A 14,357-nucleotide genomic window follows, 5' to 3' on the forward strand; every position below is an offset into this window, starting at 1 on the left:
TATACACCATGCTTATTTTATTTAGTGTTTATTATTGGTATTATTAATAGCAGTTTTATAGTCCAGCCATTGATATTGTAAATTAATTAACCGGGAGAAACGCCAAATGTTGCAGAGTAAGCACAACCTGCGCATAAAATATGTGCGCCGCCTGGCCCACCGTAAATTCAGGGAGCAGGAAGGAAAATTTATCATTGAAGGGGTACGTTTCCTGGAGGAAGCAGTGCAGGTGGACTGGCCCCTGGAGTTAATCCTGCATAGCGGTAGTGCTGCCCAACAGCCCAGGGCTGGTCATTTGTTGGATTTGCTGGCTCAGCGGGGCGTCCCTATGCTGGCTGTGGAAGATGCGCTATTCCATGAACTGGCGGATACCGAGTCTCCCCAGGGTGTAATGGCAGTGGCCAGGGTACCGGTGGGGATGGATATGGACCCGCAGGTTTGGACCGACCGGGGCTGGGATTTGCTATTATTGGTGGACGGTATTCGGGACCCGGGTAATTTAGGTACTATCATTCGCAGTGCTGATGCTGCCGGGGCGGGTGGTGTGCTGGTAATGCATGGTTCTGTAGACCCGTATAACGCAAAAACCCTGCGCTCCACTATGGGATCGATATTTCATGTGCCTATATTACCTGTTTTGAAGCCGGAAGTGTTACTGTCCCAATTGCCTGCGGCCGGCTGGCGGCTGGTGGTGGGCGAGCCCGCTGCCGTTAAGCTTATCCACCAGTGTGATTTGACCGGCCGGGTGGTGCTGGCTGTGGGCAGTGAGGCCGATGGTGTGTCCGATGCAGTGCACCGTGCCGCCGGGGAAAGGGTAAGCATTCCCATGCCGGGCCGAGCCGAGTCCCTGAATGCCGGCGTGGCTGCCGGAATTATGCTTTATGAGGCGGTGCGCCAGAGAACCCGTTAAAACCTTACTTGTTTTAAAAACGGCCATATGATATAATCGTGTCTAATAAAGGTCCCCAAAAAATGAGGGAAAGGTTGTGGTTAAATGTTTTTAACCGCCGATTTTTTTTGGAGGCTGTTTGAATCAACGGGTTCCATCCGGGCATACATGCTGTACAGAAGACTTATTGTCCACTAGTGCAGTTAGATATATAAACGGTAATGAAGGGGATAAGTAAGCGGCTATTTGCCTTCCAGGGAGACGGGGCCATGGACTGAGAGCCTCATTAAGCGCAATCCGCCTAAATTCACCCCGGAACTGCAGCTGAACGCTTTCTCCAGTAGGTGTAGCCGGATTCCCGCCGTTACCGGGAGCCGGGCAGATTTTATCAGTGCCCGGGCCAAGTGGTTGAGCTTTAATGCACGAAATTAGGGTGGTACCGCGGATTAATCCGTCCCTTGGGGCGGTTTTTTATTTTGTCTACATAAGATGGGAATAATAGGAGCAATTGTTATATCTTTAGAGGGGGATTAATTTATGCAGGAAAAATTAAAAAATATTTTATCCGAGGCGCAACAGGTGTTGGCTCAGGCAAACGACCTGGAAGAATTAAACAACATTCGTGTGCGCTATTTAGGTAAAAAGGGGCTGTTAACGGGCGTGCTGCGGGGTATGGGCGCCCTTTCCGCCGAGGAACGGCCTAAAATAGGCCAGCTGGCCAATGAAGTGCGCTCCCAAATAGATGAGATACTTGAACGTCGCATAACTGAAATCAAGGAAAAAAATAAATTAGTACAGCTAGAGAGCGAAAGAATTGACGTTACGCTGCCCGGCACCACCTTTATGGCGGGGCGCAGGCATCCGCTAACAGTTATCCAGGAGGAAATAGAAGATATTTTCCTGGGCATGGGTTACACCATCGAAGAAGGCCCGGAAATTGAATCGGATTTTTATAATTTTGAGGCGCTGAATTTACCCAAGGATCACCCGGCCCGGGATATGCAGGATTCATTTTTCATCAGCCCCGAGGTGCTGCTGCGCACCCATACCTCCCCAGTACAGGTGCGCACAATGGAGCGGACCGCCCCGGGGCTGCCGGTACGCATTATCGCTCCGGGGCGGGTATACCGCCGGGATGACGATGCAACTCACTCGCCTATGTTCAACCAGGTGGAAGGCCTGGTGGTCGACCGGCGGGTTACCTTTGCTGATTTAAAGGGCACACTGCAGGCGTTTGTGGAAAAAATGTTTGGTCTCACCACTAAAACCAGGTTCCGGTCCAGCTTCTTTCCCTTTACCGAGCCTAGCGCCGAAGTGGATATTTCCTGCGTTATGTGCGGCGGGCAGGGCTGCCGGGTTTGCTCCCATTCAGGCTGGCTGGAAATACTTGGCTGTGGTATGGTGCACCCCCGGGTACTGGAAGTATCCGGCTATAACCCCGAGGAAGTATCTGGATTTGCCTTTGGTATGGGAGTAGAGCGCATCACCATGCTCAAATACGGCATTGACGACTTGCGACTGTTATTTGAAAATGATTTGAGATTTCTTGCACAGTTTTAAAGAGGGGTCAGGCTTTAACTTTCATAAACAAATTCTCTATTCAGATATGAGGAGGTATAAACTTTGCGCGTTTCCTTTAAATGGCTGCAGGAATATGTGGATATAGATGTTTCACCCGCTGAGCTGGCCGAGTCGCTTACTTTGGCGGGCCTGGCGGTGGAGGCTATGGAAGAGCCCGGCAAGGGCATTGAAAAGGTTTACACAGGTAAAATAATTAAAATAGATGCGCACCCTAACGCGGACAAGCTGGTGATTTGCCAGTTGACGTTGGGTGGGGAGGAGCAAACCCAGATTGTTACCGGAGCCCCCAACGTCCGGGAAGGGCATGTAGTACCCGTGGCCGTAGTGGGTGCCAAACTAGCCGGCGGCTTGACCATCAAAAAGGCCAAGCTGCGCGGGGTGGAATCCCGGGGCATGCTTTGTTCCGGCGGGGAGTTGGGTCTGGACCCGGATATGCTGCCGGAAGAGCAGCAGCACGGTGTTATGATTTTGCCTGCCGACACGCCCATTGGTGTGGATGTTAAGCCTTTAATCGGTCTGGATGATGTCATACTCGAACTGGAACTCACTCCTAACCGGGGGGACTGTATGAGCATGCTGGGTGTGGCCCGGGAAGTGGCGGCCATATTACAAAAGCCATTGAAAATGCCTGCTATGCAATTTTCTGAAACCCCGCCCGGACCTGAGGACAGCGTGCGGGTGGATATTGATGATCCCGATTTATGTCCTCGTTATGTAGCACGGCTGCTGAAAAATGTTCAGGTGGGGCCCTCGCCCACCTGGATGCAGCAGCGCTTGCGGGCGGCCGGTGTGCGGCCCATTAGCAATGTTGTGGACGTGACCAACTATGTAATGATGGAAATGGGCCAGCCATTGCACGCCTTTGATTACCATAAGCTGAAAGACGGTCATATCATTGTGCGCCGGGCGGCTCCGGGCGAAATTATTATATCCCTTGACAAGGCGGAAAGAAAACTGGCCCCGGATATGCTGGTCATTACCGACCCCAACGGCCCGGTGGCGGTGGCCGGCGTAATGGGTGGTTTGGAATCTGAGGTAACGAAGGATACCACAGCAGTTTTGCTGGAATCGGCGTATTTTAAGCCCGCCAGTATAAGACGTACCTCCCGGGATTTAGGTTTACGCTCTGAATCATCTTCCCGTTTTGAAAAGGGTATTGACCTTACGGGCTGCCCGCGGGCTGCCGACAGGGCCGCCGCACTGCTCGCGCAGATGGGGGCGGCCCAGGTAGCGGCTATGGTGGTAGATAATTACCCCGCGCCTTTGGCGGAAAAAAACGTGCTGGTGCGCCCGGACCGGGTGAACCGGCTTTTGGATACTGAATTATCAGCTGCCGAAATCAGCCAGTTACTGACCCGCTTGCATTTTAAAGTGCGGGAGGATGATCATGGACTACTGGTGAATGTGCCCGGTCACCGGCCTGATGTTGGTATCGAGGCCGATCTGATAGAGGAAGTGGCCCGTCTGTATGGATATAACAGAGTAAAAAATACCTTGCCCACCGGCGTAATTACCCAGGGGGCCCGGACATATGCCCAGAAGTTGGCCATTGGTGTAAAAGACTTTTTGGCTCGAAGCGGGTTTAATGAAATAATTACCTATAGTTTTATCAATACTCGAGTATTTGACCGTCTGGGACTACCGGAGGATAGCCCATACCGTAATGTAGTGCCTTTGCAAAACCCGCTGAGTGAAGAGCAGGCCGTCATGCGTACGCTGCTGTTCCCCGGTTTACTTGATGTGCTGCAGCGTAATAGTAATCGCCGGGTCAAGAATAGCGCTGTTTTTGAGCTGGGCCGGGTGTTTTATCCACGGGAAGGGGAACCCCTGCCTGAAGAAGTGCCGGTACTGGCCGCGGCAGTCATCGGGGTTACTCGGGGCGGTTGGAATGCTCAGCCCGTGCCGATGGACTTTTATTTCCTGAAAGGTGTTCTGGAAACACTGCTGGCCTATGTTGGGGTAAAGGATGTAACTTACGTTCCCGCTGCTGATATCAAGGGTTTTCACCCCGGGCGGGTTGCTACCGTGCAAGCTGGTGATGTTGAACTGGGCGTAATTGGTGAACTGCATCCCGATGTGCAGGAAAACTATGACCTGGATCAAAGAGTGATGGTGATGGAGCTTAACTTCCACCGGCTTACTCAGGTTGCGGGTACGCCTAAAAAATATCAGCCATTGCCCAAGTTTCCCGGTGTGGAGCGGGATCTGGCCGTGGTGGTGCGGCAGGATATACCGGCCCAAAAGATAATTGAAAAAATTTACCGGGCGGGCGGCGCTATTTTACGTGATGTGCAGGTATTTGATATTTACCGCGGTGAGCAGTTTGCTTCGGGTCAGCACAGCATGGCCTTTGCGTTAAAGTTTCAGGCTGGGGACCGCACCCTTACCGATGAGGAAGTTGCAAAAAGAACGGATACCATTATGGATGCCCTGCAAAGGGATTTCGGGGCAGTTTTAAGGAAATAGAGTGCAAGGATAATTGGAGCATACCTTAAAATAAACGGTAGTGAGCCGGTAATATTTCATAGCTTGGAAATCAGTAACTAATTTTATTTGACAGCAGGTCGCTATGGTTTGATATATAGCTTAACGGGCAGTGGCTTAGAAATGTTGCAGTTGCAGGCCGCTGCCCGTTTTCTCGTTTTGTTCATGTGGGTTAACTTCTGCAGCTTGTTTGCGCGGTGCGGATAAAAAAGTTAAAAATATAATATTTGACAGCAGGAATAAGCGAATATATGACGAAATAATTACAAAATGTGCCTGATCATTACTGGGGAGGCCTACCATGTCAGATGAGCAGAACCGGGTGGATGTGGAAATTAACGGAGTACGATATACTTTAAAGGGAGATGCCGCACCGGAGAATATGTTTAAAATGTCCCGGCATGTGGATGAGAAGATAAAACAAGTCATCCGGCGTAATCCCAGACTCTCTTTGTATAAGGCCGCGGTTTTAGTAGCGCTTAATATTACTGAAGAACTGTTTACTTTACGCGAAGAATATGAAAACCTGGTGCATATTTTGGAACCCGAAAGCAAACAAAAAAAATAGGACCCATGTACTCATGGAGCGGGCTTCATGAGTTTTTTTATATTTTTCGGGGCAAATTAATTTTGGCCGGGAAGGTTAATTTACGCTTGCCGGCACCAGGTGTTGAAAGTACGGATATATTAATTAATGCATCTTACCTAAGAGAGATTAAGTGTGTTTGTGGTTTATCTTTATGTACAGGTCAGGATAAGAAAGGAAAGGCTTATGAATGAGAAACGTGGAAATTGCCTGGGCCTTTTATCAAATTGCTGATTTGTTGGATTTTAAGGGCGAAGACTTTTTTAAAACCAGAGCCTACCGGCGGGCAGCCCGGGCCATCATTGGCCTTGATAAGCCTGTGGCAGACCTTTATGCCAGCGGTGAATTAAAAAATGTCCCTGGTTTAGGGAAGAATACCATAGCCAAAATCGGTGAAATGTTGAAGAACGGCGAATGCAGACTACACAAGGAGCTAAAACAGGAGATACCGGCCACGGTACTTGATTTAATGGCCTTGCCCGGTTTGGGGCCCAAACGGGCCAAACTACTTTATGAACGGCTGGGGATAACCTCCATTGCCGAGCTTGAGCAGGCGGCCCGGAGCAAGAAGGTGCGGAATTTGCCCGGTATGGGCACTAAAACAGAGAGTAGTATTGTCCGGAATATCGGACGTTTGAAGAAGAAGTCCCATCAACTGCCACTGGGAGCGGCCCGGGAACTGGCGGCGGAATTATCTGAGTATCTGGAGCAGCTGGCTAATGTGCAGAAGGTTACAGTGAGTGGGGATATTAGACGCTGGGCGGAGCTGGTCCACAGTGTAGATATTTTGGCGGTGGTCCGCAATATCGAAGATGCAGAGGATATCGTGGAGTCATTTATCAGGCACCCGGCACTGGGGGAAGTAATGTGGCGTGAGCCCGGTCGGGTGCGGGCAGCCAGTCGCTGGGGGGTGCCGGTGGAGCTGGTGGCATTGACCGAGGAACAATATTGGCCGGCTCTGCTCTGGACCACCGGCAGCCAGTCCCATCTGCGACGGTTGCAGCTGCTGGCCTGGCAGCGGGGCTGGCGGTTGGGGCGCAACCGCCTTGTTTCCCGCCGGGATGGCCGGTCGGCCAGGATTAGCAATGAAGAGGACTTCTACCGGCTGATGGGCCTGCAATATGTGGTACCCGAACTACGAGAAAATAATGGTGAGATTAACACCGCCGCAGGTGGCAGGCTGCCACGCCTGGTGGAATTAGCTGATATACGTGGTGATTTACACATACATACCAGCTGGAGCGATGGGTTGGGCAGTATTGAAGAAATGGCCCTGAGAGCCAGGGAAAAAGGATACTTGTACATGGCTGTCACCGATCACTCTCCAAGTTTGAAAATAGCCAGGGGGTTGTCTGCGGAAAGATTAATGGATCAATTTGAAACTATTCGCGCGCTGAACAAGCAATGGGAGGATTTTTATATACTAACCGGGGTGGAAGTGGACATTTTGTCAGAAGGAAAACTTGACCAGCTTGACGATGTACTGGCCCAGGCAGATGTAGTGGTGGCTTCGGTGCACAGCGGCTTCAAACAGGACCGGAATACTATAACCGGGCGCATTATGGCAGCTGTTGAGAATAAGTACGTGGACATCATCGGCCATCCCACGGGACGGCTGCTGGGTTACCGGGAACCTTACGCTGTGGACGTGGAGGAAATTATCGAGGCTGCTGCCCGCCATAACAAGGTGTTGGAGATTAATGCATCTCCGGACCGGCTGGACTTAAATGAATATTATGTCCAGTTGGCGCGGGAAAGCGGTGTGCGGGTGGCTATCAATACTGACGCTCATGATTTAAAACGCATGGATGAAATGGTTTACGGCGTATCTGTGGCCCGGCGGGCCTGGCTGGAACCGCGGCATGTGCTGAATACTCTGCCGCTGCCTGAATTGTTGCAGGTGTTGCATTAATGGTTAAAACAAATCGTTCAAATAATGAGATAAGACCCAAGGCCAGGTCTGCAAAATCGTCCGCTTGGAAAAACAATGTTCGGGCGGGCAAACCATTGCCGGTGACGGGTGTCTTGAATTTAAACAGTACAATACCCCGGGATTTTTACGATCGGGATACGGTTACCGTAGCCCGTGAGCTGCTGGGCTGTATACTGGTGCACCGCACCCCGGAAGGCACTACGGCCGGGAAAATCGTGGAAACCGAAGCGTATTTACAGGGCGACCCGGCCTGCCACGCGGCCCGGCGGATGACGCCTCGCAATAGCGTAATGTTTGGGCCTCCAGGTTACGCTTATGTATACTTTACATACGGAATGCATTATTGTTTTAATGTTGTTTCCGCTTCCGAAGGAGTTGGCGAGGCGGTGTTGGTGCGGGCATTGGAACCCCTGGTGGGGATACCATTGATGCAGGGGCGGCGGGGCCGGCAAAACACCAGGGAGCTATGTTCCGGTCCGGCTAAATTGACACAGGCCATGGGCATTGCCCGGGAGCATAACCGACGGGATCTGACGATGGGTGATTTATATATCTGCCCTGGTGATGCAGATGCGCCCATTGTGACCACCACTCGCATTGGTATCAAGGAGGGGGCGGAACTACCGCTGCGCTTCTATTTGCAAAATAATGGGTATGTGTCCAGGAAGTAGTCATATACTTGCATAGACGATTTGTTTTGCATATTATATATTCGCTGTAGAAGGTTATTTGTTTATGAGCCTGGGAGAACGGGCGTAAAATATTTAAAGAGGAAGTGGTAATAATGAAGATAAGCGAAATATACCAGTATGTAGTGACCAGGGGTATGGAGAGGGATCCCCGTGGATCCGAAGCGGTTACCCGGCAGTTGTCCCAGGCCAAAAAGCAATATGATGATTTAAAGGAAGATGAAAAAAAGGACTTTGATACTGATCGCCTGTCAAATCCCTATAGTGATACCCGGGTGCTTTACGGTGACCCGGAAACGGAAGTGCGGCGTATGCTGGTAGGGATTGATATAGAAGTGGGTGAAGTGCTGCTGGCGGATCGCCTGGGGGATAAAGGGTCCAAAATAGATTTAATCATGTCTCATCACCCGGAAGGTAAAGCGCTGGCGGCGCTGTACGATGTTATGCATTTGCAGGAGGATATATTGGCCCAGTTCGGCGTGCCCATAAATGTAGCCGAGGGTATTATGGTATCCCGCATTAATGAGGTTAAGCGCGGTTTACTGCCCATTAACCACAACCGAGCGGTGGATGTGGCCAGGATTCTTGGTATACCGCTGATGTCCGCCCATACAGTGGCGGACAACCAGGTGACCAGTTACTTGCAGGAACTAATGGATAAAGAAAAACCCGATACCCTGGGCGATATACTCAAAATTCTTAAAAAAATACCTGAATACGCAGAGGCCGCCAAATATAACACTGGTCCAACCATTGTTGTGGGGAGCAAAAGCCGACGTGCCGGTAAAATACTGGTGGATATGACAGGCGGGACCGGCGGTTCGGAAGACGCCTATGGCAAACTGTCTCAGGCAGGGGTGGGTACGCTTTTGGTTATGCACATAGGTGAAAAACACCGCAAGGAAGCCGAAAAGAACCACGTTAATGTAATCATTGCCGGGCATATGGCCAGCGATTCGCTGGGCATGAATCTGCTGTTGGATGGCCTGGAGGAAAAGGGCGTGGAAATTGTACCTTGTTCGGGGTTAACCAGGCATAAACGCATTAGTTAGCCTTGTGCCCTTTATGACAGTTAAACCTTGACCTGAGTAAGTGCCGGCGGTGTGGTGAAAATGTATTCACTAATAGCAAGGAGCAGAATTTATCATGAGAAAACCGGAATTACTGGCGCCGGCGGGTAGTTGGGATGCGCTGGTGGCGGCGGTGCAAAACGGTGCGGACGCTGTATACCTGGGTGGCAGGCGTTTTAACGCCCGCCACAGCGCGGACAATTTTGACGATGATGCACTGGCCAGGGCTGTAGAATATGCCCATGTGCGTGGCGTAAAAATCTATGTAACAGTGAATATATTACTGGCCGACACAGAGCTAAGGGAGGCCGTTCGCTTTTTGCATACTGTTTACAATGCAGGTGCCGATGCTGTTATTGTGCAGGATCTGGGGCTGATTCGGCTTGCCCGGCGGGTGATACCTGAGCTGGAACTGCACGCCAGCACCCAGATGACGGCACATAATGTGCCTGGTGCTGCGTTTTTACGGGAAGCGGGTATTAGTCGCGTTGTACTGGCCAGGGAGCTGGATCTGGACTCGGTGCGGGAAATACGCAAAAGGGCGGGTGTGCAAGTGGAAACATTCGTCCACGGTGCCCTTTGCGTATGCTATTCCGGGCAGTGCCTGATGTCCAGCATGATCGGAGGGCGCAGTGGCAACCGGGGACGGTGTGCCCAGCCCTGCCGTCTTGAATACCGCCTGGTGGACGACAGGGGAAAGCCGGTGGCTGATTACGAAAAGGTGGGGGATTACCTGCTAAGCCCGCGGGATTTAAATATCAGCCCTCATATTCCGGAATTAATTAAAGCTGGTATCGATTCTTTTAAAATAGAGGGAAGAATGAGGCGCCCCGAATATGTGGCCACAGTGACCAGGATATACCGCTCTTTAATTGACCGGGCAGCCGGAGGTGGAGAGTACGACGTAAGCGGTGAAGAAGTTGGGCAGCTGGCCCAGATTTTTAACCGTGACTTTACCACGGGTTATTTTTTAGGTGTGCCGGGCCGGGATCTAATGAGCTATAAACGACCCAACAACCGGGGTGTGAGGCTTGGCCGGGTGCGTTCTTATAATCGCGAGACTATGCGGGCGGAAATAGAACTGGAGGCCCCGCTCAGGGTGGGTGACGGTGTAGAAGTGTGGGTGACCCGGGGAGGCCGCGTAGGCACTGAGATAAACCAAATATTCGTGGGCGGAAAAAAGACTTCATTCGCTGGTGCTGGTGAAGTGGCGGTGCTTAGTTTGGATGGACATATTCGGCCCGGGGACAGGGTATTTAAGACTCATGATGTGCAGTTGATGGAAAGTGCTGTACAGACGTATTCCTCCAGCCGGGAAACGCGGCGCATACCGCTTGATTTCAAGGTGCGGGCCCGCTTGGGCGAGCCAATGATATTGGAAGCGGCTGACCCGCAAGGGGTTACTGCCCGTGCCGCCACCAATACTGTGACCGAGATTGCTCAAAAAAGGCCGCTGACAGAGGAATTTTTAACCGAACAATTGGACCGGCTGGGTAACACACCTTTCGGGCTAAATAAACTGGTATGTGACTTGGGTGATAATATAATGATCCCGGTTAGGGAGATAAACGATGTGCGCCGGCGGGTGGTAGAACAGTTAGCAGCGACCAGGGCAGCGTTACGCAAACCGGCGCCTCTGTCTGCTGCTTCAATTGAAAATAAGCTATCTGTTGTATTGGGTGAGAAGGAAAGTGAGTGGTCCGCCCAATTCCCGGTGCTGGCTGTTGCGGTGGGTGGTGCGCCGGAGGTGCGGGCTGCGGTTAATAGCGGTGCTGGGCTGGTTTACTTCAGCGGCGACCGCTTTAGGAGCAGGAGCAATGTTACTGCAGCTGAAATTCAACAGGCCAGGCGATTATGTAGTGATGCCGGGGTTGAATTTTATCTAACCACCCCCCGTATTGCCCACGACCGGGAGATAAAACAATATTTACCGTTTCTAAAATCTTTACTGGCAACAGAGCCGGATGGTATAATGATTGCCTCCTATGGTTGGCTGCCCATACTGCGCCAATTGACCGGTTTGCCCCTGGTCACTGACTTTTCGCTGAATGTGTTTAACCGACAGAGTGTGACGTTTTTAAAGGAACATGAGATTGAGCGGGTTACCTTATCCACCGAGCTTACCGGGGAACAAATCAAACACCTGGTTGACCACTCCCCGGTGGAAACCGAGGTTATCGTGCATGGCGCATTACCGCTGATGGTGTCTCGATATTGCGCGGTGGGCAGCGTCCTTGGCGGCAAGGGTGAAGACACTACCTGCTCAGTACGGTGCCGCGATGCATCATTTGCACTGCTGGATCGTAAAGGAGTGATATTTCCTGTGGAAACAGACCAGCATTGCCTGATGCACATATTTAATTCCAGGGAGCTGTGCCTTTTGGACACCCTTCCTTATTTAGTGCAAGCGAGACCTGCTGTGCTGAGAATTGAGGCCCGCCGGGATAATGAAAATTACGTAGCGCGTACGGTTAAGGCATACAGGCAAGTTTTGGACAGCCTGCGCAGCTACCCTGATCGCCTGCCGGATTTGCAGGCTATGATGCAAAAACTGGTGGAAGGGGGGCCGGGTTTTACCCGGGGGCATTATTATAGGGGAGTAATGGATTAAAAAGTGTCTGGTTTATATTACAGTCATATTTAAGCAGGGAGAGATTATGGACGAACGCAATTTAAAAAGGCTGGAATTTGACCGGGTAAAGGAGAAATTAGCTGAATTTGCGGTATCAACACCTGGCCGGGAGCTGATTGGTGATCTGGTCCCATTCAGTAACCGGGATGAGATAGTTAACGCCCTTGAGGAAGTCACTGAGGGGAGGGAGCTCTTGCGCCTGGACCCCACCGCGCGGCTGGGAGGGTGGAATGATGTTCGTCAGCAGGCACGCCGTTGTGAGCGGGGAGCCCTTTTGGATCCCCAGGAGTTGTGGCATGTACTGCAAACCCTCACGGCCTGCAGGCAGATTAAAAACTTTTTTAGCGAGAGGCAAGACAGTTACACCCGTTTAAATGAAATAGCAATGGGATTAGGAAGTTTTAAAGATCTGGAAAAGATGATTGCCTCTGCCATAGCTCCCGGCGGTGAAGTGTTGGACCGGGCTTCGGAGCGGTTGTTTAATATCAGGCGCCGGCTGGCGTCGGCACAGCAGAGGATCAAAGACCGGTTAAATGAAATCATTCGGTCAACCAGCTATCAAAAATATTTGCAGGATCCTATTGTGACCATGCGTGAAGGTCGTTACGTGGTACCTGTCAAGCAAGAATATCGATCCCAGTTACCTGGTATCGTGCATGACCAGTCAGCCAGCGGGGCTACCCTATTCATTGAGCCAATGCCGGTAGTTGAGGCCAACAATGAAGTACGTGGACTCATGGCAGAAGAAAAGCAGGAGGTAACCCGTATTTTAACGGAGCTTTCTGCTGCAGTGGGCCGACAGGCTGAAGAGTTGCTTTATGCCCTGGAGAATCTGGCCAGACTTGATTTTATTATGGCCAAAGCCCGCTATAGCGAGAGCCTGGATGCCTGGGCACCATGTATTGCAACAGAGGCCAAACTGGACATCCGGCAGGGCAGGCATCCCCTTCTGCCGGTGAAGGCTGTGCCCATCAGTATTCAGTTGGGCGAAGCATTCGACATGCTGGTGATTACGGGACCTAATACCGGCGGCAAAACGGTTTCCCTTAAAACTGTGGGTTTGTTGGTGCTTATGGCCCACTCGGGATTGCATGTGCCTGCGGAAGATGGTACGCTAATTGGTATGTTTGACCAGGTATTTGCTGATATTGGTGATGAACAAAGCATTGAACAATCCCTGAGCACTTTTTCATCACACACCATCAATATTGTTAATATATTGAAAAAGGCCGGCAATAAAAGCCTGGTGCTGCTGGATGAGCTGGGTGCGGGTACCGACCCCACCGAAGGATCTGCCTTGGCCCGTGCTATTTTGGATCAGCTGCGGCAGCAGGGGGCCAAAGTAGTGGCTACTACTCACTATGGGGAGTTAAAAAGTTATGCCTTTGCTAACGAGCGGGTGGAAAACGCCAGTGTGGAGTTCAATTCTCAAACATTACGGCCTACCTACCGTCTGTTAATTGGACGCCCCGGCCGCAGTAATGCCTTTGAAATAGCACTGCGCCTGGGACTGAATGAATCTGTAATTCAGAGGGCCAGGGGGTTTCTTACCGAGGAGCAGGTGCAGGTTGCCGACTTGATGCGGGAATTGGAAAATGCTCGCGTTCAGGCTGAGCAGGAGCAGGCTGAGGCGGAAAAAATCCGTCGTGAAGCTGAGCAATACAGGGAACAATATATGGAACTGGCAGAAAAAATACGTCAGCGCAAAGATGAGATAATTACCCGTGCAGTGGCCGATTCCAGGGAAATGGTTAAAAAGGCCAGGCTAGAAGCTGAACAATTGGTTGAAGAGCTGCGGGCTGCGTTGAAAGAGCAAACGACCCACAACCGGGAACAATCGATAAGTAACGCCAGGCAGTGTCTCAAGCAATTGCAGTTGAAAATTGATGCTAAAGCACCTCAGAATGCTTACGAACATCCCACTGAAGCCGTGACCAATGTAAAACCGGGGGATGAAGTTTTTATACCTAAATACGGGCAGCGGGGGGTGGTGCTGGAGGCACCGGGTCAGGATGACCAGGTGCAGGTGCAAGTGGGCATGATTAGAATGACCATTGCCCGCCAGGAGCTGCGCCGGGCTGCGACAAAAGAGACTGCCCGGCCACGGCGCACAGGCGTTGGCCAGCTGGTACAGCAAAAGGCCAGGGATATATCTCCCCGTCTGGACATGCGTGGTATGCGTGTGGATGAAGGGCTGGCCGAGGTGGAAAAATACCTGGACGATGCCTGTGTGGCCGGGCTGCCGCTGGTGCAGCTGGTGCACGGCAAAGGCACTGGAGCGCTGCGTTCCGCAGTGCAAAAGTTATTAAAGGAGCACCACCGGGTCAAAACATTTCGCCTTGGTGAACAGGGTGAGGGAGGCAGCGGGGTAACAGTTGTTGAATTAAAATAAAGCATAGTATAGCATAATAAACCCTTAACCCGGGTTGGGTTAAGGGTTTATCCATAAACTTTTTACTTAAAAAATTATCTACAGTCTCGTTATTGGTTTAA

The 14,357-nt window shown here is 51.3% G+C and carries 10 protein-coding genes; all 10 read left to right on the forward strand.

Annotated elements, in window-relative coordinates:
* The first annotated feature begins 106 nt into the window (after nt 1-106).
* The 10 genes from DESGI_RS08040 (at nt 107) to DESGI_RS08080 (ending at nt 14,256) form a co-directional block, all read left to right on the forward strand.
* Nucleotides 107-910, forward strand: coding sequence for a TrmH family RNA methyltransferase (locus DESGI_RS08040; protein ID WP_006522389.1), 804 nt, complete (start codon nt 107-109; stop codon nt 908-910).
* Nucleotides 911-994: 84 nt separating this feature from the next.
* Nucleotides 995-1,087, forward strand: a complete 93-nt coding sequence (locus tag DESGI_RS23750; RefSeq protein ID WP_083939792.1) for a YqzL family protein — start codon at nt 995-997, stop codon at nt 1,085-1,087.
* Nucleotides 1,088-1,426: 339 nt separating this feature from the next.
* On the forward strand, nt 1,427-2,449 hold the full coding sequence (gene pheS, locus DESGI_RS08045; protein WP_006522388.1) for a phenylalanine--tRNA ligase subunit alpha: 1,023 nt from the start codon (nt 1,427-1,429) through the stop codon (nt 2,447-2,449).
* A gap of 63 nt (nt 2,450-2,512) precedes the next feature.
* The gene (pheT, locus tag DESGI_RS08050) at nt 2,513-4,936 is read left to right on the forward strand and encodes a phenylalanine--tRNA ligase subunit beta (protein WP_006522387.1); all 2,424 of its coding nucleotides are present in this window, start codon (nt 2,513-2,515) and stop codon (nt 4,934-4,936) included.
* A gap of 319 nt (nt 4,937-5,255) precedes the next feature.
* Nucleotides 5,256-5,522, forward strand: a complete 267-nt coding sequence (locus DESGI_RS08055; RefSeq protein WP_006522386.1) for a cell division protein ZapA — start codon at nt 5,256-5,258, stop codon at nt 5,520-5,522.
* Nucleotides 5,523-5,730: 208 nt separating this feature from the next.
* Nucleotides 5,731-7,452, forward strand: coding sequence for a DNA polymerase/3'-5' exonuclease PolX (gene polX / locus DESGI_RS08060; protein ID WP_006522385.1), 1,722 nt, complete (start codon nt 5,731-5,733; stop codon nt 7,450-7,452).
* Nucleotides 7,452-8,144: a DNA-3-methyladenine glycosylase gene (locus tag DESGI_RS08065; RefSeq protein WP_006522384.1), complete on the forward strand. Its 693-nt coding sequence runs from the start codon at nt 7,452-7,454 to the stop codon at nt 8,142-8,144. The genes polX and DESGI_RS08065 overlap by 1 nt, the downstream gene beginning before the upstream one ends.
* A 113-nt stretch (nt 8,145-8,257) precedes the next feature.
* The gene (locus tag DESGI_RS08070; protein WP_006522383.1) at nt 8,258-9,214 is read left to right on the forward strand and encodes a hypothetical protein; all 957 of its coding nucleotides are present in this window, start codon (nt 8,258-8,260) and stop codon (nt 9,212-9,214) included.
* A 94-nt stretch (nt 9,215-9,308) separates the two neighbouring features.
* Nucleotides 9,309-11,843: a U32 family peptidase gene (locus tag DESGI_RS08075; RefSeq protein ID WP_006522382.1), complete on the forward strand. Its 2,535-nt coding sequence runs from the start codon at nt 9,309-9,311 to the stop codon at nt 11,841-11,843.
* A gap of 46 nt (nt 11,844-11,889) precedes the next feature.
* Nucleotides 11,890-14,256, forward strand: coding sequence for an endonuclease MutS2 (locus DESGI_RS08080; protein ID WP_006522381.1), 2,367 nt, complete (start codon nt 11,890-11,892; stop codon nt 14,254-14,256).
* Nucleotides 14,257-14,357 lie beyond the last annotated feature (101 nt).

The organism is Desulfoscipio gibsoniae DSM 7213, assembly GCF_000233715.2.
Lineage (GTDB): Bacteria > Bacillota > Desulfotomaculia > Desulfotomaculales > Desulfallaceae > Sporotomaculum > Sporotomaculum gibsoniae.